The organism is Paenibacillus sp. HJGM_3 (assembly GCF_045062745.1).
Taxonomy (GTDB): domain Bacteria; phylum Bacillota; class Bacilli; order Paenibacillales; family NBRC-103111; genus Paenibacillus_AA.
Window position 1 is genome coordinate 17564 of the sequence record NZ_JBJGED010000023.1, and the last position, 26456, is coordinate 44019.

30 protein-coding genes are annotated in these 26456 nt (G+C 56.5%); 28 read left to right on the forward strand and 2 right to left on the reverse strand.

The genetic code is table 11. The features are described 5' to 3' along the window. Positions 1-40: 40 nt before the first annotated feature. Both ACI5FR_RS22865 and ACI5FR_RS22870 read left to right on the forward strand, forming a co-directional pair. The gene (locus tag ACI5FR_RS22865; protein ID WP_405458646.1) at positions 41-1291 is read left to right on the forward strand and encodes a hypothetical protein; all 1251 of its coding nucleotides are present in this window, start codon (positions 41-43) and stop codon (positions 1289-1291) included. Next, a complete protein-coding gene (locus ACI5FR_RS22870; protein ID WP_405458648.1) occupies positions 1284-1673 on the forward strand; it encodes a hypothetical protein in 390 nt (129 codons plus the stop codon). Before ACI5FR_RS22865 ends, ACI5FR_RS22870 begins: the two co-directional genes overlap by 8 nt. 39 nt (positions 1674-1712) lie before the next feature. Here the strand turns inward: ACI5FR_RS22870 and ACI5FR_RS22875 are convergent, their stop codons facing one another. After that, complete coding sequence (locus ACI5FR_RS22875) at positions 1713-2264, reverse strand: helix-turn-helix domain-containing protein (protein ID WP_405458649.1); 552 nt, start codon at positions 2262-2264, stop codon at positions 1713-1715. A 70-nt stretch (positions 2265-2334) separates the two neighbouring features. Between ACI5FR_RS22875 and ACI5FR_RS22880 the strand changes: the two genes are divergently transcribed. From ACI5FR_RS22880 to ACI5FR_RS22890, 3 genes are read left to right on the forward strand one after another with little or no spacing between them, the layout of a single operon-like run. After that, entirely contained in the window at positions 2335-2541 is a 207-nt protein-coding gene (locus tag ACI5FR_RS22880; protein WP_405458651.1) for a helix-turn-helix transcriptional regulator, read from the forward strand. A gap of 55 nt (positions 2542-2596) precedes the next feature. Beyond that, positions 2597-3418, forward strand: a complete 822-nt coding sequence (locus tag ACI5FR_RS22885) for a phage antirepressor (protein ID WP_405458653.1) — start codon at positions 2597-2599, stop codon at positions 3416-3418. Position 3419: 1 nt separating this feature from the next. Continuing rightward, on the forward strand, positions 3420-4079 hold the full coding sequence (locus tag ACI5FR_RS22890) for a hypothetical protein (protein WP_405458655.1): 660 nt from the start codon (positions 3420-3422) through the stop codon (positions 4077-4079). A 487-nt stretch (positions 4080-4566) separates the two neighbouring features. Here the strand turns inward: ACI5FR_RS22890 and ACI5FR_RS22895 are convergent, their stop codons facing one another. Further along, complete coding sequence (locus tag ACI5FR_RS22895) at positions 4567-5409, reverse strand: helix-turn-helix transcriptional regulator (RefSeq protein WP_405458657.1); 843 nt, start codon at positions 5407-5409, stop codon at positions 4567-4569. Positions 5410-5538: 129 nt separating this feature from the next. On the opposite strand from ACI5FR_RS22895, the gene fabF reads away from it, so the two are divergent. The 23 genes from fabF (at position 5539) to ACI5FR_RS23010 (ending at position 26330) form a co-directional block, all read left to right on the forward strand. Then, positions 5539-6774, forward strand: a complete 1236-nt coding sequence (gene fabF / locus ACI5FR_RS22900; protein ID WP_405458660.1) for a beta-ketoacyl-ACP synthase II — start codon at positions 5539-5541, stop codon at positions 6772-6774. A gap of 62 nt (positions 6775-6836) precedes the next feature. Further along, on the forward strand, positions 6837-7055 hold the full coding sequence (gene mtrB, locus ACI5FR_RS22905) for a trp RNA-binding attenuation protein MtrB (protein WP_405458661.1): 219 nt from the start codon (positions 6837-6839) through the stop codon (positions 7053-7055). Positions 7056-7149: 94 nt separating this feature from the next. Further along, a complete protein-coding gene (locus ACI5FR_RS22910; RefSeq protein ID WP_405458663.1) occupies positions 7150-7689 on the forward strand; it encodes a hypothetical protein in 540 nt (179 codons plus the stop codon). Between the two features lie 90 nt (positions 7690-7779). Next, positions 7780-8646 carry a heptaprenyl diphosphate synthase component 1 gene (locus ACI5FR_RS22915; RefSeq protein WP_405458664.1) on the forward strand — a complete coding sequence of 289 codons (867 nt, stop codon included), beginning with the start codon at positions 7780-7782 and terminating at the stop codon, positions 8644-8646. A 13-nt stretch (positions 8647-8659) separates the two neighbouring features. Further along, positions 8660-9391, forward strand: coding sequence for a demethylmenaquinone methyltransferase (locus ACI5FR_RS22920; RefSeq protein ID WP_405458666.1), 732 nt, complete (start codon positions 8660-8662; stop codon positions 9389-9391). Next, positions 9378-10259 carry a UbiA-like polyprenyltransferase gene (locus ACI5FR_RS22925; RefSeq protein WP_405458669.1) on the forward strand — a complete coding sequence of 294 codons (882 nt, stop codon included), beginning with the start codon at positions 9378-9380 and terminating at the stop codon, positions 10257-10259. The genes ACI5FR_RS22920 and ACI5FR_RS22925 overlap by 14 nt, the downstream gene beginning before the upstream one ends. After that, positions 10253-10852, forward strand: coding sequence for a UbiX family flavin prenyltransferase (locus ACI5FR_RS22930; protein WP_405458671.1), 600 nt, complete (start codon positions 10253-10255; stop codon positions 10850-10852). Before ACI5FR_RS22925 ends, ACI5FR_RS22930 begins: the two co-directional genes overlap by 7 nt. Before the next feature lie 5 nt (positions 10853-10857). Continuing rightward, positions 10858-11703: a menaquinone biosynthesis protein gene (locus ACI5FR_RS22935; RefSeq protein WP_405458673.1), complete on the forward strand. Its 846-nt coding sequence runs from the start codon at positions 10858-10860 to the stop codon at positions 11701-11703. Between the two features lie 4 nt (positions 11704-11707). Then, positions 11708-12682, forward strand: a complete 975-nt coding sequence (gene hepT / locus ACI5FR_RS22940; RefSeq protein WP_405458675.1) for a heptaprenyl diphosphate synthase component II — start codon at positions 11708-11710, stop codon at positions 12680-12682. A gap of 104 nt (positions 12683-12786) precedes the next feature. Next, a complete protein-coding gene (ndk, locus tag ACI5FR_RS22945) occupies positions 12787-13230 on the forward strand; it encodes a nucleoside-diphosphate kinase (protein WP_405458677.1) in 444 nt (147 codons plus the stop codon). A gap of 186 nt (positions 13231-13416) precedes the next feature. Continuing rightward, a complete protein-coding gene (locus tag ACI5FR_RS22950) occupies positions 13417-14202 on the forward strand; it encodes a CheR family methyltransferase (protein WP_405458679.1) in 786 nt (261 codons plus the stop codon). A gap of 90 nt (positions 14203-14292) precedes the next feature. Beyond that, positions 14293-14457: a hypothetical protein gene (locus ACI5FR_RS22955; RefSeq protein WP_405458681.1), complete on the forward strand. Its 165-nt coding sequence runs from the start codon at positions 14293-14295 to the stop codon at positions 14455-14457. 215 nt (positions 14458-14672) lie between these two features. Next, the gene (gene aroC, locus ACI5FR_RS22960; RefSeq protein WP_405458684.1) at positions 14673-15836 is read left to right on the forward strand and encodes a chorismate synthase; all 1164 of its coding nucleotides are present in this window, start codon (positions 14673-14675) and stop codon (positions 15834-15836) included. 1 nt (position 15837) lies between these two features. Continuing rightward, entirely contained in the window at positions 15838-16932 is a 1095-nt protein-coding gene (aroB, locus tag ACI5FR_RS22965; protein ID WP_405458686.1) for a 3-dehydroquinate synthase, read from the forward strand. Between the two features lie 3 nt (positions 16933-16935). Continuing rightward, positions 16936-17310, forward strand: a complete 375-nt coding sequence (aroH, locus tag ACI5FR_RS22970; protein ID WP_405458688.1) for a chorismate mutase — start codon at positions 16936-16938, stop codon at positions 17308-17310. 444 nt (positions 17311-17754) lie between these two features. After that, positions 17755-19302 (forward strand): anthranilate synthase component I, encoded by a 1548-nt coding sequence (trpE, locus tag ACI5FR_RS22975; protein ID WP_405458690.1) that lies wholly within the window; start codon positions 17755-17757, stop codon positions 19300-19302. A gap of 36 nt (positions 19303-19338) precedes the next feature. Continuing rightward, positions 19339-20379, forward strand: coding sequence for an anthranilate phosphoribosyltransferase (trpD, locus tag ACI5FR_RS22980; protein WP_405458692.1), 1041 nt, complete (start codon positions 19339-19341; stop codon positions 20377-20379). After that, complete coding sequence (trpC, locus tag ACI5FR_RS22985) at positions 20369-21190, forward strand: indole-3-glycerol phosphate synthase TrpC (RefSeq protein WP_405458694.1); 822 nt, start codon at positions 20369-20371, stop codon at positions 21188-21190. The genes trpD and trpC overlap by 11 nt, the downstream gene beginning before the upstream one ends. A 1-nt stretch (position 21191) precedes the next feature. After that, entirely contained in the window at positions 21192-21887 is a 696-nt protein-coding gene (locus ACI5FR_RS22990) for a phosphoribosylanthranilate isomerase (RefSeq protein ID WP_405458695.1), read from the forward strand. Beyond that, positions 21868-23073, forward strand: coding sequence for a tryptophan synthase subunit beta (trpB, locus tag ACI5FR_RS22995; protein WP_405458697.1), 1206 nt, complete (start codon positions 21868-21870; stop codon positions 23071-23073). The genes ACI5FR_RS22990 and trpB overlap by 20 nt, the downstream gene beginning before the upstream one ends. Further along, positions 23060-23866 carry a tryptophan synthase subunit alpha gene (gene trpA, locus ACI5FR_RS23000; RefSeq protein ID WP_405458699.1) on the forward strand — a complete coding sequence of 269 codons (807 nt, stop codon included), beginning with the start codon at positions 23060-23062 and terminating at the stop codon, positions 23864-23866. The genes trpB and trpA overlap by 14 nt, the downstream gene beginning before the upstream one ends. Positions 23867-24114: 248 nt before the next feature. Beyond that, entirely contained in the window at positions 24115-25215 is a 1101-nt protein-coding gene (hisC, locus tag ACI5FR_RS23005; protein WP_405458701.1) for a histidinol-phosphate transaminase, read from the forward strand. Between the two features lie 23 nt (positions 25216-25238). After that, a complete protein-coding gene (locus ACI5FR_RS23010; RefSeq protein WP_405458702.1) occupies positions 25239-26330 on the forward strand; it encodes a prephenate dehydrogenase in 1092 nt (363 codons plus the stop codon). Positions 26331-26456: the final 126 nt, after the last annotated feature.

Sequence of the window (26456 nt, forward strand, 5' to 3'; positions counted from 1 at the left end):
TATTTTTCACGAATCCTATTCTTTATAGGAGGTGGTTTTGTTGTCGTTATCGGACCAACTTTATAAAGCGTTAACCACTTTTGCCGAAGGTGTTCGATTCATCGACTCCAGGACGGTCCTGTGTGGCTCAGAATACGCGTTCCGGCTCCCGCTTGGTCTATCCTGCCATGACATCGAAAAGCGGGCAGACGTGATCTCCGCAGCCGCAGGAGCGCCCGTTGAAGTGATTGACCGGGGAGGCGCGGTCATCATCCGCGTAGTGGAAAAGGATTGGCCCGCGCGTATCCAGTACGATCCCGCGCACTTAAAGAACGACATGCTTCTTATCGGCTACAACCGGCTCATGAAGCCTATTTACCATCGCCTCATGCATTTACTTGTCGGTGGAGCTGCCGGGGGTGGGAAGACGGTATGGCTGCGTTGGGTGCTGTATCAACTCGTTCAGATGGGCGCGATTATTCGGATTGCGGATCTCAAGGGGTTCAGTTTCTTCCCGTTTGAATCCGCCCCAGGCGTGGAGATTGCCAAGACGCTGGAGGATACCGCTGATATGCTCTTTGCGGCTGTGACCGAATTGGAGCGCCGAGAGCACTTCATCATGAGTACCCGGAACCGAGCGAACATCAAAGCCTTTAAACCGTATGTCGTGGTTATTGACGAAGCCGCGCAGATCAGCCCGAAGATGAACAAGAGCAGCCGGAAGGCGAAGGGGTACGCGGAATTTTGCGAGGAAGCGGTGGCCCGCCTCGCGCAAAAGGGGCGTGAAACAAAGGTTATCTTGATCTACTGCACCCAGAAGCCGACGGCGGACATTGTGAACGGTCAGGTCAAAGCGAATGTGGAGACGGCGCTTGCCTTCCGCACGAACACGTACAAGGAAAGTGACGTGATTATCAACGCACAAGGGGCGGAGAAAATCAACATCGCCACGCCGGGACGGTGCATCTACAAGGCCGAAACGTATCACTTGCTACAAGTCCCGTTTATCAGCGAAAGTGACGAGGAGTGGGAGAAGCTTCTTGCTCCGCTCAAGACAGAGGTGTTATATGGTGGACACTCCCGATCATCGAGGGGCTATCTTGACGGCGTTGTGCCACGTACCGGCAGCGACCACCAAGCAACTCGCCACGTTGAACGCCAGTTTGCACCCGCAGAAAAAGGCATCGGCCATCCTCCGGGACTTGGAACGGGAACGAATCATAGAGGGGCGATACCACGAACGCGAGAAGGTATGGCGGCTCACGCGAAAGGGACGCATGATTTGCGGGGTGTCTCCAGTTCGATTGACTAACCTCTCTCATGCGCTTGCCGTGATTAACCTGTACTTTTCGCTCAAGCCGGTGCGGTGGATGTATGAGCCGCGAGAACCGTTCGAGCATCTCGGGCAAAAGTATGAGTGGCGACCAGACTGTATGTTCGATTACAAGGGGATTCTGTACGCTTGCGAGGTGCAGCGATCGTATCCGCCAGGGAAGAACCCTTGGCCGAGGAAATGGGAAATCTACAATCTGTATTTCATGTACGGGTATTACAAGAACGCCGCTTATCAGAAGTGGGCTAAATCGATTATCGCTCCTCAGTTCTTGGTGATCACAAAACAAAACCCCGAAACCGTTCGAGCTGGGTTCGAGGTGGAGGGTAGGGATTTAATTGTGGTCCGAGAGTGGAAATGATGAAGGACCCCGCATAGGGGTCCTTTTACTTAATAATTGTCATTCAGTTCCAAGACTATCGATTTTTTCATAAAATTCATTACTGAACTTATTTCGCTTATCAACTTTTTCCTTGAACGAGTTCACCCAATATTCCTTTGTATGATACTGATCAGGAACACCCGGTATTGTCTTTAGGTACTCCACATAATTTTCTAAGGCCAATTCCTCTTTTACCTTTGTTTTTCTAAGAATGTCCCTATTTTCCATCAATATTTTAAGTGTACTTTCTGTGTTTCCTTTGGAATCTGATAAGTATTCCTCGATTGATAGAATTCTATCTTCAATGTCTTCTCGCTCAACTCGAATTTCGTGATACATCTCGTATAAATCATCAGCATGGTTATCCTCAATGAAGAATCCAATCAGAAAATCAAGGGACTCGTCAAAAACCCGTCTGATTTGATGTAATGTTTCCAGATTCGGTTCCCTTTGGCCTAGTTCAATTTTTGAATATCCTTGTTGAGAAATGCCCAAAGCTTTTGCTACATCCTTTTGAGATACATTATTTTTTTCTCTAATCCATTTTAGTCGTTCAGAAAAAATAGACAAAATTATCACTCCAATATATTGACGTGTGACTCCGAAACGGTGTATATTGTAAACGTAAGGGGGTGAAAACATGGCTGCACCTAAGAGTAGGCTAGAATATCTGCGTAAAATAAACTTCTTTTCTCAAAAGGAAGTCGCAGACGCGCTAGGTATGTCTCAACAATTTTACTACAAGATTGAATCTGGAAAGGCAAGACTTACAATCGATGTGGCTCAAAAACTAAAAAATTTGTACAAGCTTGATCGCATCGATGATCTGATTTCCGAAGCATCGTAAACCATTATGTTGTATTGTAACAACAAAAACGAGGGATAACAAGGAGGAAAGGCGAATGGATAATCAATTGATGTTGTTTGAGGGAGAACATGAAGTAGTGATTCTTTTCAAAAATGATGTAATGTTCCAATTCAAAGGCGATTTCTTAATTCGTGTCAAAGATGTTAGTTCGATATTGGGTTATGAACGTTCTGAGAATGTCGTTAAATTATGCAAACCTGAGCAGGTATTTAAAGTCAAAAATTCCGATTTCGCTAATACGGCGAAAACGAAATTGAACAACACGGGGGAAACATTTATTACAAATTTGGCACTCAACCGTGTCTTAGGAAAGTCTGAAATGCCAAAAGCAGCGCCTTTCCAAGACTGGTTGTACGAGGAAATGATACCATCAGTTCAAAAACATGGGGCGTATCTAACATCCGATAAAATAGAAGAAGTGCTCACAAACCCAGATACTCTGATCAAATTGGCTACCGCCATGAAGGAAGAGCGTGACCGGAGAATAGAAGCTGAGAAAAAAGCGTTACAGTACGAGGACAAAGCAAAATACGTAGATATCATTCTGCAATCAAAAGGTCTTGTAACAACCACTCAAATAGCCAAGGACTACGGACTATCCGGGGCCGAACTAAACAAGATCCTTAAAGATCTTGGCATCCAGTATCAAGTTAACAAACAATGGGTTCTTTATGCGAAATATGCGGACAAGGGTTATACGCAATCGTATTCTTTCCCGATCAAACACAAGGATGGAACACCGGATATAGTAATGAATACACAATGGACTCAACGAGGAAGGTTATTCATCCATGAAAATTTAACTAGATTGGGCATTAAGGCGAACATTGATAAGGAGTATGGGGATGCGAAATAAAATGAAATCTAACACAAGTTTGTCGATTGTCGAAAAGTCTAATAAGCAACGACCGGATATGTTCATGATGTACTTAGAGGCGTTTGCTAAGGTGCTCAAGCGGGTCATAGATTCTGATCAAACAATCCAAACAGCAAAGCTTTCCGACCGAAAACAAATTGTTCTTTACGGTGTAAAGATGATGAACCTGCACGAAGATAAGAAACAGGACTCCGAACAGTTGATAAAAAAGTTAAACCAAATGGAATTCGTCAAAGCGGCTATGTCCACACTTTCACCGGATGAATTGGAGAACATTTTTCCGATCGAGAAAACGTATGATGGAAAGCGTTACGGAATCAAAGATTACCTCTTTGTTCGCAAGGAATTGGACAAAATTGGACGAGATATTAAGATCGGGGATCGTCTCGAAAGGCTTCTCTGGGATTTCATGAACCCTGACTTGAGAACGTTCAATGTTATTAACTTATCGATCTTTAGCGACATTCGCCGATCACAAGGACAAAAAGGAATTATGGAAGAATTCATGGAGGAGAAAGGAATCTACGGTTATACGTTGCTAGAAGGCGAGGGACGGAAGAAATACCTAAAAGACAACAAGACCGGTGAAATAACAGAAGTACGAAAAAAGACTCCACGCTACCTCAATCTTGTGAAATAAAAAATCGCCTTCATAAGAAGACGATCAATGTCTCTTCCCAATAACCTTGGCCGGTTGGAAGAGGAATCCACTCAGAGGGCAACGCCCCAATACATACAATTATAACCGATACATCATGAATGTAAACGGCTTTGCCCTCCAATCTAGGAGGATGCATGAAATTCAGGCAATGGATCGATCACGCTACACCTGAGCAAATATCCAAACTGGTCCAGCAATTATCTGTTCATAACGATGGTGCGTACGACGAATTTATCGATACGGTATCCAATCTAATTAAGGTTCAGAAACAGAGCTCCTAACGGGGCTCTTTTCCTATTATAAAGGAAGAAGGACAGAACTATTTCATACTTTCATACGTCCTAGCCTGGTAGCGCGCACCCTTGGGGTGGGTGAGGTCGCACGTTCGAATCGTGTTACTCCGATTCCGTTTTCAGCTCAAAAAGCACTTTCCGTTGATCAATGATCATTGGAAAGTGCTTTTTCGTTAGGTGCTGCCGGCCATAAGCTTGCTCAGCTTCGCCTCCGTCGTCGTGTCCGGGGCCGGCGTATAGATGCTGCATCGCAGCTCGGCCGCACCTTGAACTTGCAGGGACGTCAGATGAAACTGCATCGGACCCGCTTTGGAATGCCGGAAATGCAGCAGCACCTCCGGGGCGGAGCTCACCTCGGACTCGGCCCAGAGCCGATCGAAATCCGGATGTACCCCGCTCATTTCCTTCAGAAAACGGTCATACCAGTCATCCTCCACGTATTGGCCGTAATAGGCGCGGAAGATTGCGAGAAAGCCGCTGACGAAGTGCTCCCAATTAACCGCCAGCCGGCGGAGCTCCTTGCGAGAGAACAGCAGACGGATCAAATTGCGTTCTTCGGGCGGGATCCGCTCGAAGTCCAGAAACACGTGCGAGGCCGCTTCATTCCAAGCGACGATGTTGCAGCGCCGGTCGGAAATAATCGTCGGACAAATCTTAAGCTCCTGCAAAATTTTTTGCAGCGAGAGGCTGATCTGCGGTGTTTCTTCCCTATGGGAGGTCACGCCCATGCCGGTATCTAGCGCCAGAGCGAACAAATACTTGCGCTCGTCTACCGTAAGCTGCAAGGCGGAGGCGATACTCTCCAAGACCGGTGCCGAAACCTTGATGTCCCGTCCTTGCTCCAGCCAAGTGTACCAGGTCGTGCTGACCCCGGCGAGTTGAGCGACTTCTTCCCTTCTCAAGCCGGGCGTTCTTCTGCGGATGCCGGCCGGCATTCCGACGGACTGTGGGGTCACATGGGCTCTTTGCGCTTTCAGAAAGGCGGATAAGGCTTGTAGTCGGGTTTGATTTTGCATCCATCATTCTTCCTTTCCGGGCGTATCCTATTACTTATTATACTAGTATAATTGACAACTTGTAATAGGATATTGTGCGTGGCAAGATGAAGGTAATCAAGCGAGGCAACTATACGAGGAGGAGTTCGAATGGAGCGCGTAGTGATTACCGGTATGGGAGCCGTCACCCCATTAGGGAATGATGTGAATACTTTGTGGAGTCGGATCGTGCAAGGCCAATCGGGCATCTCCCATATTGACACGTTCGATACAAGCACGCACAAAACCCGCATTGCCGGCCTCGTCCGCGAGTTCGACGCCGACGCCCGGTTCGGACGCAAGGAAGCGCGCCGGATGGACCGGTTCTGCCAATACGCCGTCGCCGCTGCGGAGGATGCGGTATCGGACTCGGGCTTGTCGCTCGAACAGCTGGACAAGGAGCGCTTCGGGGTATACGTCGGCTCCGGCATCGGGGGGCTTGACACACTGCTGGAGCAGGACGCCGTGCTCAGGGATCGCGGTCCGGACCGGGTCAGCCCCCTGCTCGTCCCCATGATGATCTCGAACATGGCCGCAGCCATGATCAGCATTCGATTCGGGGCATACGGCCCGAGCCTGTCCCCCGTCACCGCCTGCTCGATCGGGAACACCGCGATCGGCGAGGCGTTCCGCTTGATCCGGTATGGGATCGCGGATGTGATGCTCGCCGGCGGCGCGGAAGCCGCCGTCAATGAACTGTCGCTCGCCAGCTTCTCCAACGCGACGGCGTTATCGGCCCGCAACGACGATCCGGCGGCGGCGAGCCGTCCGTTCGACGCGGGACGGGACGGCTTTGTCATGGCCGAGGGGGCGGGCATCCTCGTCCTGGAATCGCTGTCGCATGCCCTGGCGAGAGGGGCCACCATCTATGCCGAAGTCATCGGCTACGGGGCCAGCTCGGATGCGTATCATGTGGTCGCGACTCACCCGGAAGGACGGGGAGCCGCCCAAGCGATGCGAGCGGCGCTGCGGGAGGCGAACGTCGCGCCGGGCGATGTGGACGTCATCAGTGCCCACGCGACCAGCACGGAGCTCGGCGACAAATCGGAAACGATCGCGATCAAACAGGTGTTCGGTTCGGATGCATATCGCGTGCCCGTCACGGCCAACAAATCGATGCTCGGCCACATGCTGGGCGCGGCGGGCGGCGTAGAGGCGATCGTCTTGGCGAAGAGCCTGCAAGAAGGTGTCATACCTCCGACCCTCAATCTGGCGAACCCGGATCCGGACTGCGACCTTGACTATGTCCCGCAAGAGGCGCGACGCATTCCTCTAGCCGTAGGCATCTCGAATTCGTTCGGCTTCGGCGGCCACAACGCCGTTATTGTTCTGCGGACATTCAGTTGACATTGCCGCCGATTTGCGACATGATGAACCTAACCCATTATTCGCAATAGGCAGGTGTCGCAATGGATACGCAAGGCGATTATTTCGTAATCAAGGCGAAGGAGAACGGCGTGCATGTCATCGGGCTCACTCGCGGACACGATACCCGGTTTCATCATACCGAGAAGCTGGACAAGGGCGAAGTGATGATCGCCCAGTTCACGGAGCATACTTCCGCAGTCAAGGTGAGAGGCAAGGCGCTAATCATGACGCGGCACGGCACGATCAATACGGATGAATAAAGTAAAAAAGCGGGCAGCAGGCATAGCCTGCTTTTTTTATTTGTACAATGATAAGAGGAGATGGTTGGCCTATTTTCCGGAGGTGGGTGCCCCAATGCGAGGGATGACCAGTTTGCTCGTCGTAGCGATCGTGTCGATCGGGATCGCGTTCGGCTTATCATGGCTGCCGCAGCTCGAGTCGGCGTCCCGACAGCAAGGGAAGGAGGAAGCGGTGTTCCAGACCGAGGCGACCCGTACGCTCACGGATCGCAATTTGGTCGATCTGCTTGTCCGCCAGCCGCTCTTCATGGATATCGGCCACGTGGAGTGGAGCGATTCGATTTTGTCCATCGATCTGAAGGCGAAGCACGGCCAGGCTGATCCGGATTTCATCTACCGCGATCTCTATACGTTATCCAAACTGAGCCTGAACGGCACCCGGAACGTGAATCAGCTGCTCGTGCGCATCATGGAGCAGCCAAGCGGGGGCGGCGGCTCGCAGCAGCTGCTCGTGGCGATGGAGGCGAGAAGGGAAGATTTGAAAAAAGCGGGGGCCGCTTCAGGAGCGAACGGGACGACGAACGCGGAACAGTATGTAAGTTCACATTTTCGTCTTACTTTTACTCCAACATGGCTTGACCGGCGTACGAAGTGAAGGCGTACAATAGAATGTGCGTCGGCCTTGCGATTGTGATATAATATCGAAATGGCGTGAAAAGACAACGGTCGTGGTACGGAGGCAGGCATGGACACTTACTCAATCGAGGATACGGCTAAAAAATATACCCAGTACGACATGATCCAGGCCAATACGGAGCTGCCCGCGTTTCCGAACATGCGGACGGAACTGTTGTATACGATGCTGAACAAGAGCTCCTCGTTCATCCGGGAGAGCGAGCTGTTCGCGCTCGTGACGTCGCTGGCCCAGCTGGGGCTGGACACGCACGAGCTGATTCCAGTGACGAACGACCGCAAGGAGAAGAAGGAAGCCCGGGCCCGGCAGCTCAAGGTGCTGGCCGGCGACTATTTCAGCAGCCGGTTCTACCATCTGCTGTCCCAGGCCGGACAGGTCGAGATGATCCGGCAGCTGTCCTCCGCGATCTGCGAGGTGAACCGGCTGAAGATGAATTTGTATGCCAAGATGCGGCAATTGAAGCTGACGGCCGAGGAATACTTGCATCAATCCGTGACGATCCGGTCGCAGCTGTACGCTTCGTTCTCCAAGCAGATGGACGGCGTGGTGCACCACAACTGGCCGGATTTGCTCAGCAGCTTTGCGTCGTGCGAATTCATCCTGGAAGAGATCAAAAAGCTGGAGTCCGGCAGCGGGTTCCGGCTTAGTTGGGCGTTCTGGCACATCATGCAGTCCGGGACGAAGGAAGAGAAACGCCAGCTGCAGCAGCAGGACGAGGCGGACCAGTCGAAGTGGCGGCCGCTCTTGCTCAAGTACAATGTGAAGGTTCTTTTGCTCCAGATGCTGGAATCGCAGTTCAAGCACGTGTCCGAGAAAATCCGCCAACTGGATTCGGACAAGCTGATGCAGGATTTATACCGGATCGGCGAGCCGTTTACCCGGTACTTGACGGCGCCCAAGGCGCTAGAGGAAGGGTGAGGAGCGGGTGGAGATGAAAACGTCGAAGGAACAGTTCGTACACTCGGTCTTCGAGAACATCGCGCCGAAGTACGATCTGATGAACGATATCCTGAGCTTCCGGCGCCATAAGGCATGGCGGAAGTTCACGATGAGGAAGATGGACGTTCAGCCCGGCTCCACAGCGCTGGACGTCTGCTGCGGGACGGCGGATTGGACGATCAGTCTCGCGGAGGCGAGCGGGACCGGGGCGATTACCGGCCTCGACTTCAGCCGCAACATGCTCGAGTACGGGCAGCACAAGCTGGAGAAGCTCGGGATGGACAAGCAGATCCGGCTCGTGCAGGGGAACGCGATGGAGCTCCCGTTCGAGGACGACACGTTCGACTACGCGACGATCGGCTTCGCGCTGCGCAATGTGCCCGATCTCGTGCAGGTGCTGAAGGAGATGCAGCGCGTCGTGAAGCCGGGCGGCCTGGTCGTGTCGCTCGAGCTATCGAAACCGACGTGGCAGCCGTTCAAGTCGCTCTATTACTTCTACTTCCAGCGGATATTGCCGCTCATCGGCAAGCTGGTCGCCAAACGTTACGAACAATACAAGTGGCTCCCGGAGTCGCTCATTCATTTTCCCGACCATAAGCAGCTGGCGGGTATTTTTCGTGAGATCGGGCTTCGGGACGTGAGCGTGAATCCGCTGTTCTTCGGAGTGGCGGCGCTGCATATCGGGATCAAGGAGAAACGGGGAGAGAGGCATGAGAAGCAATAAGCTGGTTACGTTTCTAGAGATGATCAAATTCGAGCATACGGTGTTTGCGCTTCCGTTCGCCTTTATGGGCGCCATGCTCGGAGCGGTGATCGGTCACGGCCATTTGCCGTCCTGGGCGCAGATCGGGTGGATCATCCTGGCGATGGTTGGCGCGCGAAGCGCGGCTATGGGGTTGAACCGGATCATCGACAAGACGTTCGACAAGAATAATCCCCGGACGGCGAGAAGAGCGATTCCCGCGGGGCTGTTATCTTCCAAGGAAGTCATCCTGTTCGTGATCGTGTCCTTCATCGTTTTATTCGTTGCGACCGCCAATTTGAGCACGCTGGCCATTCAGCTGCTTCCATTGGCCGTTTTTATGCTCGTCTTCTATTCTTACACGAAACGCTTCACGTGGGCCTGCCATCTCATCCTGGGGTTGACGATAGCTCTGGCGCCTTTAGGCGGATGGGTGGCCGTAACCGGCCGCATCGACGGCTACGCGCTGCTGCTGTATGTGAGTGTCGCGCTGTGGACGGCCGGCTTCGACGTCATCTACGCTTGCCAGGATGTCGACTTCGACCGGCAGGCCGGGCTGCACTCGATTCCGCAGCGCTTCGGTGTGGCTAGGGCGCTCTGGATGGCCAAAGGGTTCCATTTCCTGACGGCGGTCGGGTTCCTGTGCCTGTTCCTGCTCGTGAACGAACTGAGCTGGCTATACTTCGTCGGGGTTATCATTTCCTACGGGCTGCTGATCTATGAGCATCTGATCGTGAAACCGTCCAATCTGAGCAAGCTGAACACCGCGTTCTTCACAATGAACGGGGTGCTGAGCATCGTCATCTTCACGTTCACCTGCATCGACCTGGCGGTGCATTACGTATGGTAAGCGGAGGCAAGGTCAAACCCTGGATCGTGGGCATAACCGGTGCGAGCGGAGCGGTCTACGGCACCCGGTTGATCGAAGTGCTGCTCGACTCCGGCATCCCGGTCCATGCAGTCATTACCGACGCCGGGTGGAGGGTGCTGCACGAGGAGCTCGGGTGGAACGCGGCGCGCAGGCAGGAGACGCTGCAGGAAAAGTTCGACGGAAGGGTGCGCTACTACCCGAATCAGGATATCGGGGCCAGCGTGGCGAGCGGTTCGTTCCTGACGGCCGGCATGGTCATCGTACCCTGCAGCATGGGGACGCTGTCCGGCATCGCGAACGGTGCGTCGGACAACCTGCTCGAGCGCGCCGCAGACGTGACGCTCAAGGAGGGACGGAGGCTCCTCGTCGTCCCGCGCGAGACGCCCCTGCACGCGATCCATCTGGAGAACATGCTGAAGCTGGCCCGGATGGGCGTACGCATCATCCCGGCTATGCCGGCGTTTTATCAGAAGCCGAGATCGATGGACGAGCTCGTTGATTTTATGGTAGGCAAGCTGCTGGACAGCATGGAGATCGAACATCATTTGTACCGCCGATGGGGGGAGGAGTGACACCAATGACAAGACGTATCCGCATCGGAAAAATCAACTATACGAACGTATGGCCCATCTACCATCATTTTCCCCATGACCGGTTCGAAGGCCGATTGGAATGGATCGAGACGGTGCCGAGCGGTTTGAACAAGGCGATGCGCGAGGGTGCCATCGACATGGGGGCGATTTCTTCGTTCGCGTACGGAGAGTCGTTCGAGCAATATGAGCTGTATCCGAATTTGTCCGTCAGCGCGAACCGGGACGTGAATTCCATCCTGCTGTTCCACCGGGCGCCGCTTCGGGAGCTGGACGGTGCGCACATCGCGCTGCCGACGACATCCGCGACATCGGTGAATTTGCTGAAGATCATCTTGCACAAGTTTTACGGAATTGCCCCGCACTACGAGTATGCGCCCCCTTCCTTAACGGATATGATGGAACATATGGATGCCGCCCTGCTCATAGGCGACGACGCGATCCGCGCGAGCTGGACCGATCATGGCTACATGGTCACCGACCTGGGGCGCGAATGGCGCGACTTGACCGACTACGGGATGACGTTTGCGGTGTGGGCGGTTCGCAAGGAGACGATTCAGCGATTTCCCGGGACGATCGCTGAGATCCATGAGGCGTTTATGGAGAGCAAACGGATCGGGGCGGCCAATCCGGCTTCGATCATCGCCAGCGCCCAAGCCGTCGTAGGCGGGGAAGCGGAATATTGGCGCCATTATTTTCAGCATTTGAACCACGATTTTGGCGACATCCAGCAGCAAGGGCTGAGCTTGTACTTCCGGTACGCCCATGAGCTCGGCTACTTGCAGAAGGACGTGCCGCTGCAATTTTGGACTGATAAAACCAGAGTCAGGTGAACGAATGAAACTAATGGATATTTACGCCCGCATGAAAAAAGAGATCGCGCAGATCGAGCGGGAGCTTGAGGACAGCATTTACTCGGACCAGCCTTTACTAAGAGAAACGTCCCTGCATTTGCTGAAAGCCGGCGGCAAGCGGATTCGTCCGGTGTTCGTCCTGCTGTCCAATCAGTTCGGCCAGTACGATCTGGAGCGGGCGAAAAAAATCGCAGTCCCCCTGGAGCTCATCCACATGGCTTCGCTCGTGCACGACGACGTGATCGACGATGCGAATACGCGACGGGGGCAGCTTACGGTTCGTTCCAAATGGGACAATCGGATCGCGATGTACACTGGGGACTATATATTCGCCAAAGCGCTGACCGTCGTGACGCAATTGCCGAATCCGCGGATCCATCAGATCCTCTCCAAGGCGATCGTCGAGATGTCGATCGGCGAGATGGAGCAGATTCGCTGGTTCTTCGAATCGAACCAGACGATCCGGACCTATCTGCTGCGCATCCGGCGCAAGACGGCGCTGCTCATCGCCATCAGCTGCCAGCTCGGGGCGATCGCCTCGGAGGCCGCGGACGAAGTGAGCCAGCTTTTATACAAGTTCGGCTACAACGTCGGCATGGCCTTCCAGATTCGCGACGACATCCTGGACTTGACCGGGACGGAGAAGCAGCTGGGCAAGCCGCCCGGCAGCGATATCAAGCAAGGCAACATTACGTTGCCGGTGCTGCTCGCCTTGCAGGAGCCCGGGCTTCGCGACGACATCCTGGCGGAGATTGCGCGGATTCAAGAGGCGGACGGGCAGACGAACGTAGAGCCGTTCCTCGCCTTAATCCGCGGGAGCCGCGGGATCGAGGTGGCCGACGCGATTTCGGCCCGTTACATTGACAAAGCGATCCGGGCGCTTGACCGGCTGCCGAACATTCGGGCCAAGCGCGACCTGATCGACATCGCCCATTTCATTGGTGACCGCTCGTATTAAGCCTCCGGGCGAGTATGCGAAGCGGCGGAACCGCCTACAATGGAAGATACACCGCCCATTAGGGGCATCCATCGAATCTCAACCATCCGAGGAGGGCATGAACAATGGAAAGAACGTTTTTGATGATCAAGCCGGACGGCGTCGAGCGCGGTCTGATCGGGGAAGTCGTGAGCCGGTTCGAACGCAGAGGCTTCCAGCTCGTCGGCTGCAAGCTGATGCAAGTGTCGAAGGAACTCGCCGAGAAGCATTATGCCGAGCATGTAGGCCGGCCGTACTATGAGGATCTGATGCAGTTCATCACGTCCGGTCCCGTCTTCGCCATGGTATGGGAAGGCGATCAAGTGATCGCATTGTCCCGGATCATGATGGGGAAGACGAATACGCTGGAGGCGGTCCCCGGCACGATTCGCGGCGACTTCGCCATCCATACGAACCGGAACATCATCCACGGCTCCGATTCTCCGGAGAACGCCACGCGCGAGATCAATTTGTTCTTCCGCCCCGAGGAGCTGCTTACATACACGAAAGTGATCCAGAAGTGGATTTGAATATGTGGTGCCTCATAGCCGTCCGGGTTCCCGGGCGGTTTTGGTTTGTTAGGCCCAAGCAGGAATTCCCTCTCCCGTATTGAATATGTATGTACCGCATTGTCGGGCCCCCGCAAAGCAAAAAGATTTTGCCGATGAGGCTGCCGTATCGCAATGCGGGTTTTTACATCAGGAGAGTGATCCGTTTTGGAGCAGGAAGACCAGGATTTCGCCGCATTTATACGCAAAGTGAAGCAGCATTCGGCCATCGACCTGGCCCAGTACAAGGAAGCCCAGATGAAGCGCCGGTTGACGACACTGTATTCAAAACGAGGATTCGCCTCGTTCACGGCGTTTTTCGACGGCATGATGAAGGATCGGGAGCTCTATTACGAGTTCCTGGACCGGATGACGATTAACGTGTCCGAGTTTTGGCGCAATCCGAACCGGTGGGAAGTGCTGGAGGCGAAGTTTTTACCCGAGCTCGCGCGCGAGTCGTCCCGGATCAAGTGCTGGAGCGCCGCCTGCAGCACCGGGGAAGAGCCTTACACGCTCGCCATGATCTTGGCGGAGAACGGATGGCTGACGCAAGCAAGCATCCTGGCGACCGATCTCGACGAAGGCGCGTTGGAGAAGGCGCAGCAGGGCGTCTACATGGACCGTTCCGTTCGGGATGTGCCGGATAAGTACATACGCAAATATTTCACGCACCAAGACCATTTGATGCGCATCAGCGACTCGCTGAAGCGATCGGTGCAGTACCGGAAGCAAAATTTGCTGCACGACCCGTTCGACGTCTCGTTCGACCTGATCATCTGCCGCAACGTAATGATCTACTTTACGGAAGAGGCGAAGCACCAGCTGTACCTGAAATTCAGCCGCGCGCTAAAACCCGGCGGGATTCTCTTTGTTGGCAGCACGGAGCAAATTTTCACCCCGGGGCAATATGACCTGGAGCCGGCGGAGACGTTCTTTTATCGCAGAAAACGGTGATGCGGCCGTATATATCTTTCCATTTATATACATACTAGAACCAAATAACAATCACTGGCAGCTAGAAGCGATTGTGACGGAGGGTCTGGCATGGACAAACGAAAGGTTATCATGGCGTATCGGAGAGGCATGATCACGATTCAGGAATGCGCGCAAATCTTGGGCATCGACTCGATGCAGCAGGTGGCGGGCATGGTCAACGATCCGAAATGGTCGGAGCCGCATCGGATCGTCTCTCAGCCGGTCAACGGATAATCGAAGGATCGCAATGCAGGAAGCGCGTTACGGCGATACCCTGGGCTCAGGGACGCCGGACGCGTTTTTTGTTGGTGCGGATAAGCGCGGGCGTGGGGTCGCACACGTTTATTGTCAAACCGGGGAGCCTGTACTATAATTAGCAGAAGACTTGTACAGCAAAGCGCTAAAGCAATTGTGAACATCGGCTGGCAAACGAAGGGAGAACGTTTAGAATGAGATACTTAACGGCGGGGGAAACCCATGGCCCGCAGCTAACCGCGATTGTGGAAGGGATGCCGAGCAATTTGCCGCTTACGGCGGAACCGATAAATGAACAGCTGGAGCGCCGGCAAAAAGGATACGGACGCGGCAAGCGGATGCAGATCGAGAAGGATGCGGCCCAGCTCCTGGGCGGCGTGCGCCACGGGAAGACGACCGGAGCTCCGATCGCACTTGTGGTCGAGAACAAGGATTGGAAAGCTTGGACGACCGTCATGAGCATCGAGGACGTCGAGGAAGGCAGCGAAGGCAAGCGCCGGCTGAACCGTCCGCGTCCGGGCCACGCCGATTTGAACGGCGGCCTGAAGTACAACCAGCGCGACATGCGCAACATCCTGGAGCGCTCGAGCGCCCGCGAGACGACGGTCCGCGTTGCGTGCGGGGCGATTGCCCGTCAGCTGCTGGAGCAGTTCGGGATCAAGGTCGCGAGTCAAGTCATCTCGATCGGTGGCATCCAGGTCGAGCGTCAAGAGCTCCCGCTCGAAGAGCTGCGCCGCGTGACGGAAGAATCCCCGGTCCGCGTAGTCGATAAGAACGCAGAGGAGAAGATTATCGCCGCGATCGACCAGGCGAAGAAGGACGGTGACACGCTGGGCGGTGTAGTCGAAGTCATCGTCGAGGGCTGCCCGGTCGGACTCGGCAGCCACGTGCAATGGGACCGCAAGATCGACGGACGGATCGCGCAGGCCGTGCTCTCGATCCAGGCGTTCAAAGGTGTCGAATTCGGCATCGGATTCGAAGCGGCGAATCGGAACGGATCGAAGGTGCATGACGAGATCATCTACAGCGAGAACGGCGAATTCCGCCGGTCCACGAACCGGGCCGGTGGCATCGAAGGCGGGATGACGACCGGGATGCCGATCGTCGTCCGCGGCGTCATGAAGCCGATCTCGACGTTGTACAAGCCGCTGCAGAGCGTAGACATCGACACGAAGGAAGCGTTCACCGCTCAGGTAGAGCGCTCCGATACATGTGCGGTGCCCGCGGCCGGAGTCGTCATGGAGAGCGTCGTGGCGTGGGAAGTCGCCCGCGCCTTCATGGAAAAGTTCGGAGGAGACTCCCTGGAGGAGATCCGCGCGAACTACGAGAACTACATGGCTCAAGTGAGGGCCTACTAGGATGAAGCAGCTGAAGGTCGAATTGGGAGATCGATCTTATCCGATCTATATCGGTGCGGGCTTGCTGGAGCAGGCGGCCGCCTACTTCCAGCAGCACGGCATCGGCTTGAAATCGCCGATTCTTATCGTAAGCGACGATCAGGTCGGACCTCGCTACATTGATCGGGTCGCCGGGGCACTGCGGGAGGGCGGGTATATAGTCGCGACCCGCATCGTGCCGTCCGGCGAGACGTCGAAGTCGCTTGCGATGCTCGAAGAGCTCGTGTCCGCCGGCCTGGAGGCCGGTCTCGACCGCAGCTCGACGATCGTGGCGCTCGGGGGCGGCGTCGTCGGCGACTTGGCCGGCTTCGCGGCCGCCAGCTACATGCGCGGCATCCGCTTCGTGCAGATGCCGACGACCATCCTGGCCCACGACAGCAGCGTCGGCGGCAAGGTCGCGGTCAACCATCCGCGCGCGAAGAACATCATCGGCGCCTTTCATCAGCCGGAGTTCGTCCTGTACGACATCGCGACGCTGCAGTCGCTCCCTCCACGGGAGGTGCGGGCGGGACTTGCCGAGCTGATCAAGGAAGGCTTCATCTTGAACCGCAGTTTCGTCGAGTGGTTCGAGGCGCATGCGGATGCGTTGCTCGCGCTTGAGCCAGAGGCGCTGGAGCATGCGCTCTATGAGGGCTGTAAGGTGAAGGCTTATGTCGTATCGAATGACGAGCGGGAAGATGGCATCCGCGCCTGGCTGAACCTGGGCCATACATTCGGTCACGCGTTCGAGGCGGTGGCCGGCTATGGCGAGCTGCTGCACGGAGAAGCGATCGCGATCGGCATGGTGTGCGCGGCCAGGCTGTCGGTGAATTTGGGCAACGATCCGGAGATCTTCACCGTGACGGAGCGGGCCTTGCGCAAGCTCGGCTTGCAAGTCCGGATACCGGCGAACCTCGATGTGAACGACATCATGAACGTGATGATGCATGACAAGAAGTTCCGGGAAGGCCAGATGGTGTTCATCGTCCCGACGGAGATCGGGAAGGTCGAGATCAATAAGCAGATTGCGTCGCAATCGGTTCGAGACGTGCTGGAAGCGATGAAGGGAGAGGCTTAAGCGATGATGGTAAGGGGAATACGGGGTGCGATTACGGTTGAGCGCAACGACGAGAACGAAATTTTGGACGCCACGATCGAGCTGCTGAACGAGATCGTAGCCCACAACGAGGTTCGTCCTGAAGATATCGCCAGCGTCTTCGTGACGGTGACGGCGGATCTGGATGCTGCGTTCCCGGCGCGCGCGATTCGGCAAATGCAGGGCTGGGAGCTCGTGCCGCTCATGTGCTCGCTCGAGATTTCCGTGCCGAACGGACTGCCGCGCTGCATCCGGCTGATGGTGCTGATTAACACGAACAAAGGGCAAGCGGATATCCGCCATATTTATTTGAACGACGCCCAGAAGCTGCGCCCGGATTTGGTTCAATCCAAAGGATAATCGGCGGTCTCATACAGGAAATAAGGGTTGACGGTCTTTTTCCGCTTAGTGTATAGTTAGTAGCAAGTAAGAGCCGAGTAGAGCCTAGTAGAGCAGAGTTTAGTTTAGATGAGAAGAGCGCAAGAGACCCCTTGGATTGCCGCCAGGCAATCGAGGTTGACCTGTAAATCGAAGTCCCGAGTCCGGCATGTACATGTGCCTGGATGCGTTGAGCTTTCCTTTCGTGTTGAACCCTTATGGTTTCGGCATGATGGACGAAGTTGCTTGATAGGACCGATTGCGGATGCCCTTACTTCTAACATAATCTGCTAAGAACGAGCCTCTACCGACGCGTAGAGGTTTTTTTGTTTATTAATTCAGGGGTCCCCACAAAGAGGCTCTGCCATGGAATACACTCCGAAGGCATACGTCACTTTGTGGGGGTCTCAAAAAGGAGCGATGCCCATGTTTTCCCCTAGCGTGCAAGAAGTCGTCCGCCTGGCCGACACGTACAACCTGATCCCGGTGGTGCGCAACATGATGGCCGATACCGAGACGCCGATCCGCGTCTTCCAGCACCTGCATCAAGAGAAGCGGGCGTTTCTGTTGGAGAGCGTAGAGGGCGGCGCCAAGTGGGCGCGATATTCGTTCCTCGGGACGGATCCGTTCCTCATCGTGCGCGGCAAAGACGGGGATTTTGAGATCGAGCATGACGGCGTACGCAAGACGGTGCACGACAAGCCGCTCGAGACGCTAAAGGGACTGCTCCGGTCTTACTCCAGCCCGTCGCTGGACGATCTGCCTCCCTTCACTGGTGGAGCGATCGGGTTTTTCGGCTACGACTTGCTGCAGTATTACGAGAACGTCCCTGCGCACCGGACGGACGATCTGCAGATGGACGACATGCAGTTCATGTTTTGCGATCAGGTAATCGTATTCGACCATTTCAAGCAGCGCATTCAGGTCATCGCCAATGTGCACATCCGGGAGCATGCGACGGACTCGGACATCCGTGCCGCTTACGAGACCACTTGCCGGAAGATCGACGCCACCATCGAGCGGCTGCAGCAGCCGGTACCGCCTTTGTCCGCTCCGCAAAATGCCATCCCCGCGGAAGTTGACATGGGCCGCATCCATTCGAACATGACGAAGGAAAAGTACATCGATAATGTGATCCGGGCCAAGGAATACATTCGCGCGGGCGATATATTCCAAGTCGTGCTCTCGCAGCGGTTCCATATCGAAACGGACATTTCTCCGCTCCATGTGTACCGCGTCCTTCGGACGATGAATCCTTCGCCTTATATGTATTATTTGAAAATGGACGATGAAGTGATCGTGGGTACGTCGCCGGAGGCGTTAGTGAAGGTTGACAAGGGTCGGGTCGAGACGAGACCGATCGCCGGCACCCGGCCGCGGGGCAAGACGCAGGAGGAGGATCTGGCCCTGGAGCGCGAGCTGCTCGCGGACGAGAAGGAACGGGCCGAGCACTTGATGCTCGTCGACCTGGGCCGCAACGATATCGGACGCGTAGCGGAATTCGGCACCGTAAAGTGCGATTCGTATATGCAGATCGAGCGCTATTCGCACGTCATGCACATCGTCTCGAACGTATCCGGACAGCTGCGCCAGGACAAAGATTTCTTTGATGCCTTCATCTCCTGCTTGCCGGCCGGCACGGTCTCCGGGGCTCCGAAGCTGAGAGCGATGGAGATCATCGCCGAGCTGGAGGAGGAAGCGCGCGGGACGTATGCCGGAGCAATCGGCTACCTAGGCTTCTCCGGCAATCTCGATACGTGCATCACGATTCGGACGATTGTGTTCAAGGACGGAAAAGCGTATGTCGGCACCGGGGCGGGTATCGTCTGGGATTCCGTTCCGGAGTCGGAGTATCAGGAGACCGTCAACAAGGCGATGGGCATGCTGCGGTCGATCCTCATGGCGGAGGCGATCTTTGGAGTCTCGCCGAAGACGCCCGTCGCGACCGGCGTGACGAATCAGGATTATTATTGAGCGGGGCTGCACCTTATTCATGGGGAGGAAACGGGGATGACTCAATCGATGACGATTCAACAAGCGATCGGCCGTATCGTAGGCGGCGGGAACTTGGAGCGGGAGGAAGCGCGCCAGGTGATGGGCGACATTATGGGAGGCGCGGCGACGCCGGCGCAGATCGGCAGCCTGATCACCGCGATGCGGATGAAGGGGGAGACCGCGGACGAGATTACCGGCTTCGCCGAGACGATGCGTTCGATGGCGAGCGAAGTGCGTACGGAGCGGAACAACCTGCTCGATACGTGCGGGACGGGCGGCGACGGCGCCGACACCTTCAACATCTCGACGACCGCCGCGCTCGTCGCGGCGGCGGGCGGCATTCGCGTGGCGAAGCACGGCAACCGGGCGATGTCGAGCAAGAGCGGCAGCGCGGACGTGCTGGAGGCGCTAGGCGTCTCGATCCAGCTCAACAGCGAGCAGGCGGCGCGGTGCCTGGACGAGGTCGGCATCTGCTTCATGTTCGCCCAGACGTACCATCAGTCGATGAAATATGCGGCCGGGCCGCGCAAGGAGATCGGGGTGCGTACGATCTTCAACCTGCTCGGGCCGCTCACGAACCCAGCCGGCGCCGACCGGCAGCTGCTCGGCCTCTTCGATCGGAGCAAGACCGAGCTCATCGCCAGCGTGCTGCGCTCGCTCGGGCTGAAGCGCGGCCTCGTCGTGGCGAGCTATGACGGGCTCGACGAGATCAGCATCTCCGCGCCTTCCAAAATTACGGAGCTGAAGGACGGCGACCTCCTGACGTACGACATTACGCCGGAAGAGCTGGGGCTCGGCACGTATCCGATTCAGGAAGTGGTAGGCGGTGACGCGCTGCACAACGCCGCGATGATTCGTGCCGTATTCCAAGGCGCACAGGGAGCTTGCCGGGACATTGTTCTGGCGAACGCGGGAGCTTGCTTCTACGTGAGCGGCCATTGCCCTACGCTCCGGGACGGTGTACAATTAGCAGCATCTACGATCGACTCCGGCCGCGCCTTGGCGAAGCTGGAGCAATTAGTTGACTATACGGGAGAGCTCAGCCATGTTTCTTGATCGAATCGTCGCTACCAAGAAGCGGGAAGTCGAATTGTTGAATGACTCGCTGAACATAGCAGCCGCCGAGAAGAGTATCGCCGGGCTGCCGGCCTGCCTGGGCTTCGAGCGGGCGCTGGCCGAGCGCCGCAACCGGCCGATGGGCTTAATCGCCGAAGTGAAGAAGGCATCGCCGTCCAAAGGGTTGATCCGCGCCGACTTCGATCCGGTCCAGATTGCCCGCGCCTATGAGGAAGCGGGAACCGACTGCATCTCAGTCTTGACGGATGTTGAGTATTTCCAAGGCTCAAACGATTACCTGAGCGCGGTGCGGGAAGCGGTGCGCGTGCCGATTTTGCGGAAGGATTTCACGATCGATGCTTTACAGATCTACGAGGCTCGGCTGATCGGAGCGGATGCGATTCTGCTCATCGCCGCCATCTTGACGTCCGGCGAGATGAACGATTTCCTGAAGACCGCCCGCTCGATCGGACTCGACGTGCTCGTCGAGGTGCACGATCAAGAGGAGCTGGATCGGGTGCTGGAGCTGGAGGAGAAGGCGACGCTGATCGGGATCAACAACCGGAATTTGAAGACGTTCGTCACCGACTTGAAGACGACCGAGGAGCTGATCGCGCGCATTCCGTCCGACCGGACGATCGTCAGCGAGAGCGGCATTTCCGCTGCGGGGGAGATCGGCTATCTTGGGTCCATCGGGGCGCACGCCGTGCTGGTTGGCGAGAGCTTCATGCGCCAGCCCGACATCGGCGCCGCGGTGAACGGCCTGATGGGAGCCGCCGGCGCGAGCAAGCATCCGCAAGGAGCCCAATGATATGACGGCAGCTCAGCGCGGGGCGCTTGTCAAAATATGTGGACTTAAGGACGTTCAAGTCCTAAAATCAATTCTGCATTTGCCGATCGACTATATCGGGTTCATGTTCGCGAAGAGCCGCCGGCAAGTGAGCGCCGCTCAAGCAGGCGAGCTGATTCGATCTATGCGCGAGCATGGCAGTGTGGTGCCGCGCGCGGTCGGCGTCTTCATGAATCCGACGCCGGAGGAGTTGGCGGCCGTGCTGCGCGAGGCTCCGCTCGACACCGTTCAACTGCACGGGAGCGAGTCAGCCGAGCTGTGCCGCTGGGTGCGGGCGACGTTCGGCGTCGACGTCATCAAGGTCGTTTCTATTGGGAGCGAGGCCTCTAATCGGCCGCTCGGGGAGACGCTCGAGCCATATGCCGGCAGCATCGATATGCTGCTGCTCGACACGTTCGAGCCGGTGGTCGGCGGGGGCTCGGGGAAGACGTTCGCTTGGGACCGGATTCCGGCATATCTGGAATGGGCTCGGCAGGCGAACATCCCGCTGCTCGTCGCCGGCGGCCTGCAGGCCGACAATGTCGGCGAGCTGCTCGGCAGCTATGCCCCGGACGGGGTCGATGTATCGAGCGGTGTGGAGACGGATGGAGTTAAAGACGTATCGAAAATAACGGCTTTCGTTGAAAGGGTGAAACAGCATGCATCAAGTTCCCGATGAGCATGGGCGGTTCGGGGTGTTCGGGGGCAAGTACGTGCCCGAGACGCTGATGAACGCTCTGCACGAGCTGGAGCAAGCGTATTTGCACTATTCCAAGGATCCGGATTATATCCAACAGGTTCAATACTTGTTAAACGAATATACGGGACGCCCGTCCCGCCTGTATTATGCCGAGCGGCTGACCGCTCAGCTGGGGGGCGCCAAAATTTATTTGAAGCGGGAAGACCTTAACCATACGGGCGCTCATAAAATCAACAATACGATCGGACAAGCCGTGCTCGCCAAAAAGATGGGCAAGACGAAAGTGATCGCCGAGACCGGAGCCGGTCAACACGGCGTAGCTTCGGCTACCGTCGCGGCGCTGCTCGGGCTCGAATGCAAAGTGTTCATGGGCGAGGAGGACACGAAGCGCCAGCAGTTGAACGTGTTCCGCATGAAGCTGCTAGGAGCGGAAGTCATTCCGGTCCTGTCGGGGACGCGCACGCTCAAGGACGCTTGCAACGAGACGCTGCGCTACTGGGTCAGCAACGTCCATGATACGTATTACATCCTCGGTTCGGCGACCGGACCGCATCCGTACCCGATGATGGTGCGGGATTTCCAGCGCATTATCGGCGACGAGACGCGCAAGCAGATTTTGGAGAAGGAAGGGCGTCTACCCGATGCGGTCATCGCCTGCGTCGGCGGAGGCAGCAACGCGATCGGGATGTTCTATCCGTTCGTGCCGGACACGGACGTTCGCCTCATCGGTGTGGAAGCGGCCGGACGCGGCGTCGACACGGAGGAGCACGCGGCCACGATGACGAAGGGCAGCCATGGGGTGTTCCAAGGCTCGTACAGCTACGTGCTGCAGGATGAGTTCGGCCAAGTGCTCCCTGCGCATTCGATTTCGGCGGGACTCGATTATCCGGGGATCGGACCGGAGCATTCGTATTTGAAGGACAGCGGCCGCGCCGAATATGTGCCGGTGACGGACGCGGAGGCGCTCGAGGCGCTGCAGCTGCTCAGCCGGACCGAAGGCGTCATCCCGGCGCTTGAAAGTGCGCATGCGATCGCCCATGTGACCAAGCTCGCTCCTACGATGAGCAAGGATCAGATCGTTGTCGTCAACTTGTCCGGACGCGGCGACAAGGACGTCGAGTCGATCATGTCTTACTTGGGAGGTGCCACGCATGAATCGCATTGATGCGAAGTTCGCGGAGCTCCGCGAGCAGAACCGCACCGCTCTCATCCCGTTCATCACGATCGGCGATCCGGATCCGGAGACATCGCTCGCTATCCTGGCCGAGCTGGAGGCTGCTGGCGCCGATATCGTCGAGCTAGGCGTGCCTTACTCGGATCCGCTGGCCGACGGTCCGGTCATTCAGCGTGCGTCGGAGCGGGCGCTCCGGCACAAGATTACGATTCTGGATGTAATCGGCGCCGCCCGCCAGGCGCGGGAACGGGGCAGCCGATTGCCGTTCATCCTATTCACTTACTACAATCCCGTGCTTCGTCTCGGTCTCGAACGATTTTTCGAGCTGCTGAAGGAGAACGACATTAGCGGCATGATCATTCCCGACTTGCCGATCGAAGAAGACGGCGCGGTCCGTAAGCTTGCGGTCCAATACGGCATCCATCTTATCCCGCTTGTGGCACCGACGTCCGAGGCGCGGATCGAGAAGATCGCCGCGAATGCCCAAGGCTTCGTCTACTGCGTCTCCTCGCTCGGCGTCACCGGTGTCCGGTCGGAGTTTTTCTCCGGCATCGACGATTTCCTGATGACGGTGAAGCGGTCGACTACGTTGCCGATCGCGGTTGGCTTCGGGATCCAGAATCGGCAGCAGGTCGAGCAGTTCTCGAAGACGTGCGACGGCGTCGTAGTCGGCAGCGCGATCGTGCGCTCGGTCGAGGAAGCGATCCCGCTCTTGGAGAATACGGCCACTCGCGAGCAAGGTCTCTTGCAAATTCGCGAATTTGTGAGACAATTAAAAGGTTAATTGGCGAGCAGGTTGAAATCATTTACCTCTTAGCATTCATTCCGGAAGCATAAAGACCCTCCAGCCTCTCTTGAAAAGGTGTCCTTTTTGAACTTATTAGAAGGATACGACACCTTTTCAAAGGAGGCCCGTAAACTTTACGGGTTCTTTATTGCTTCCTTTCACTCCGCTATGAGGGCATTAAGGACTTCAAACCTTTCGCCAATAGGGAAGAGATAGAGAAACCAAGATGAGGTGACTGTAAGGGTATGAAACCGAAACAAAATATCGTCCATCTTCCGGTCTACCAGCCCGGCAAGCCGATCGAAGAGGTGAAGCGCGAGCTCGGGCTCAAGGAAGTCATCAAGCTCGCGTCCAACGAGAACCCGTTCGGCTGCTCGCCGAAAGCGAAGGAAGCGATCATCGCCGAGCTGGACCACACGAGCCTGTACCCGGACGGCGGGGCCGTGGCTCTGACTGCGGCCGTGGCGCGCCGCTTCGGGGTCGAGCCGAACCAAGTCATCTTCGGCGCCGGCTCCGACGAGATTATCCTGATGATCGCCCGCGCCTACCTCGTGCCGGGGGACGAGACGATCATGGCGACGCATACGTTCCCGCAGTACAAGCACAATGCCGAGATCGAGAACGCAGTGTGCATCGAAGTGCCGCTGATCGACGGGACGCACGACTTGAACGGGATGCTCGCTCGCGTTACCGAACGGACGAAGATCATTTGGGTGTGCAACCCGAACAATCCGACCGGCACGATGGTGACCCACGATGAACTTTCCAGCTTCCTGGCCCAAGTCCCGGCTGACGTGCTCGTCGTGCTCGACGAAGCTTATGCGGAATACACCGTGGCCGGCGATTATCCGGACGGCTTCGCCCTCATTCGCCAATACAAGAACGTCATCCTGCTTCGCACGTTCTCGAAGATCTATGGCCTCGCTTCCCTGCGCATCGGCTACGGCATCGGGCACCCCGACGTGGTGCACACGATCAACCAAGTGCGCGAGCCGTTCAACACGACGCGCTATGCGCAAGCGGCGGCTCTGGCCGCGCTGGAGGACGATGCGTTCATCGCCGATTGCGTGGAGAAGAATGCCCAAGGCATCCGGTACTTGACCGGCGAGTTCGACCGACTCGGCCTGTCGTATTATCCGGCGCACGGCAACTTCGTGATGGTCGATATTCAGCGTCCGGCGAAGCCGGCGTTCGAAGCGCTGCTGCGGCGCGGACTCATCGTGCGCGGCGGCCACAACCTGGATTTCCCGACGAAGCTCCGCGTAACCGTAGGCAGCCGCGAGCAGAACGAGAAATTTATCCAAGCGCTGGAAGCGGTGCTGGGAGAAGTAGCCGTTCAGGCTTAATCAACTAGTAAAGAGTGAATCGAATGAAGACGATCGCCATCTTTGGCGTTGGGCTGATGGGCGGTTCGCTGGCGCTCTGCTTCAAGGGCAAGCCCGGGCTGACTGTCATCGGCCATACGAACGACCCCGCGGAAGCGGACAAATTCCTGAAGCGCGGCGTCGTGGACTACGCGACCACCTCTATGGAAGAGGCGGCCGAGCAAGCGGACTTCATCTTCCTCTGCGTGCCGGTTGACGTGCTGGAGACCTACTTGCAGCGCATGCTGGAATTCCGGCTGAAGCCGGGGTGCATCATCAGCGACGTCGGCAGCACGAAAGCTTCCATCGCGGCCTGCGCGGACAAGCTCGCGCGCGCCGACGTGCATTTCATCGGCGGCCACCCGATGGCGGGATCCGAACGCTCGGGCGTCGAAGCCGCGAGCTCGCATCTATACGAGAACGCCTTCTACGTGCTTACGCCGAGCGAGGTGACGCCGGAATCGGCATACGAGGAGCTCGCCTCGCTGCTGCGGCACACGAAGGCGCAGATCGTGCGCGTGGATGCGGTCCAGCACGACCGGATCGCGGGCGCGGTCAGCCACCTGCCGCATATTATTGCGGTAGCGCTTGTGAATCAGATCGCGACGTACAACGAGTCGAATCCGCTCTACGAGAGCTTAGCGGCAGGCGGGTTTCGCGATCTGACGCGGATCGCTTCCGGCAACCCTGACATGTGGCGGGCGATCCTCATGAACAATCGCGAGGTGCTGCTGGACCTGCTCAAGGACTGGAACGCGGGGATCCGCCGCTTCCAGGCGCTGCTGATGGAGGAAGACGGAACGGGCATCGAGGAGCAGTTCCGGCGCGCGGCCCAATTCCGCAGCCAGCTGCCGGAGCGCCGCAAAGGCATTTTAACGTCGATCTACGATGTCTACGTAGATGTCCCGGACCATCCGGGCATTATCGGTCAGATCGCCTCGCTGCTGGGCAATCATCGCATTAATCTGAGCAACATGCACATCATCGAGAGCCGTGCCGACGTGCCAGGGGTACTGCGCCTGTCGTTCCGCAACGAAACGGAGATGGACGCGGCGCTCGCCGTCTTGAAAAGCCACGGCTACGAAGTCCGGTTATAGCAATTTCCTTAGAAGCAAGCCAGGAGACCCTCCTAGGCTTGTTTTTTATTGGATTCAACCGGCAGTAGAATGATCCGGCCGGTTTTATTCAACTAACACTTGATGGGATCTTGTAAATATATATGC

Bases quoted from the DNA above. Each gene is read 5' to 3' on its own strand.
- ACI5FR_RS22880 (WP_405458651.1), top strand. From the start codon at position 2,335: ATGGCTGCACCTAAGAGTAGGCTAGAATATCTGCGTAAAATAAACTTC.
- ACI5FR_RS22885 (WP_405458653.1), top strand. From the start codon at position 2,597: ATGGATAATCAATTGATGTTGTTTGAGGGAGAACATGAAGTAGTGATT.
- ACI5FR_RS22890 (WP_405458655.1), top strand. From the start codon at position 3,420: ATGAAATCTAACACAAGTTTGTCGATTGTCGAAAAGTCTAATAAGCAA.
- ACI5FR_RS22895 (WP_405458657.1), bottom strand. From the start codon at position 5,409: ATGCAAAATCAAACCCGACTACAAGCCTTATCCGCCTTTCTGAAAGCG.
- fabF (WP_405458660.1), top strand. From the start codon at position 5,539: ATGGAGCGCGTAGTGATTACCGGTATGGGAGCCGTCACCCCATTAGGG.
- mtrB (WP_405458661.1), top strand. From the start codon at position 6,837: ATGGATACGCAAGGCGATTATTTCGTAATCAAGGCGAAGGAGAACGGC.
- ACI5FR_RS22910 (WP_405458663.1), top strand. From the start codon at position 7,150: ATGCGAGGGATGACCAGTTTGCTCGTCGTAGCGATCGTGTCGATCGGG.
- ACI5FR_RS22915 (WP_405458664.1), top strand. From the start codon at position 7,780: ATGGACACTTACTCAATCGAGGATACGGCTAAAAAATATACCCAGTAC.
- ACI5FR_RS22920 (WP_405458666.1), top strand. From the start codon at position 8,660: ATGAAAACGTCGAAGGAACAGTTCGTACACTCGGTCTTCGAGAACATC.
- ACI5FR_RS22925 (WP_405458669.1), top strand. From the start codon at position 9,378: ATGAGAAGCAATAAGCTGGTTACGTTTCTAGAGATGATCAAATTCGAG.
- ACI5FR_RS22930 (WP_405458671.1), top strand. From the start codon at position 10,253: ATGGTAAGCGGAGGCAAGGTCAAACCCTGGATCGTGGGCATAACCGGT.
- ACI5FR_RS22935 (WP_405458673.1), top strand. From the start codon at position 10,858: ATGACAAGACGTATCCGCATCGGAAAAATCAACTATACGAACGTATGG.
- hepT (WP_405458675.1), top strand. From the start codon at position 11,708: ATGAAACTAATGGATATTTACGCCCGCATGAAAAAAGAGATCGCGCAG.
- ndk (WP_405458677.1), top strand. From the start codon at position 12,787: ATGGAAAGAACGTTTTTGATGATCAAGCCGGACGGCGTCGAGCGCGGT.
- ACI5FR_RS22955 (WP_405458681.1), top strand. From the start codon at position 14,293: ATGGACAAACGAAAGGTTATCATGGCGTATCGGAGAGGCATGATCACG.
- aroC (WP_405458684.1), top strand. From the start codon at position 14,673: ATGAGATACTTAACGGCGGGGGAAACCCATGGCCCGCAGCTAACCGCG.
- aroB (WP_405458686.1), top strand. From the start codon at position 15,838: ATGAAGCAGCTGAAGGTCGAATTGGGAGATCGATCTTATCCGATCTAT.
- aroH (WP_405458688.1), top strand. From the start codon at position 16,936: ATGATGGTAAGGGGAATACGGGGTGCGATTACGGTTGAGCGCAACGAC.
- trpE (WP_405458690.1), top strand. From the start codon at position 17,755: ATGTTTTCCCCTAGCGTGCAAGAAGTCGTCCGCCTGGCCGACACGTAC.
- trpD (WP_405458692.1), top strand. From the start codon at position 19,339: ATGACTCAATCGATGACGATTCAACAAGCGATCGGCCGTATCGTAGGC.
- trpC (WP_405458694.1), top strand. From the start codon at position 20,369: ATGTTTCTTGATCGAATCGTCGCTACCAAGAAGCGGGAAGTCGAATTG.
- ACI5FR_RS22990 (WP_405458695.1), top strand. From the start codon at position 21,192: ATGACGGCAGCTCAGCGCGGGGCGCTTGTCAAAATATGTGGACTTAAG.
- trpB (WP_405458697.1), top strand. From the start codon at position 21,868: ATGCATCAAGTTCCCGATGAGCATGGGCGGTTCGGGGTGTTCGGGGGC.
- trpA (WP_405458699.1), top strand. From the start codon at position 23,060: ATGAATCGCATTGATGCGAAGTTCGCGGAGCTCCGCGAGCAGAACCGC.
- hisC (WP_405458701.1), top strand. From the start codon at position 24,115: ATGAAACCGAAACAAAATATCGTCCATCTTCCGGTCTACCAGCCCGGC.
- ACI5FR_RS23010 (WP_405458702.1), top strand. From the start codon at position 25,239: ATGAAGACGATCGCCATCTTTGGCGTTGGGCTGATGGGCGGTTCGCTG.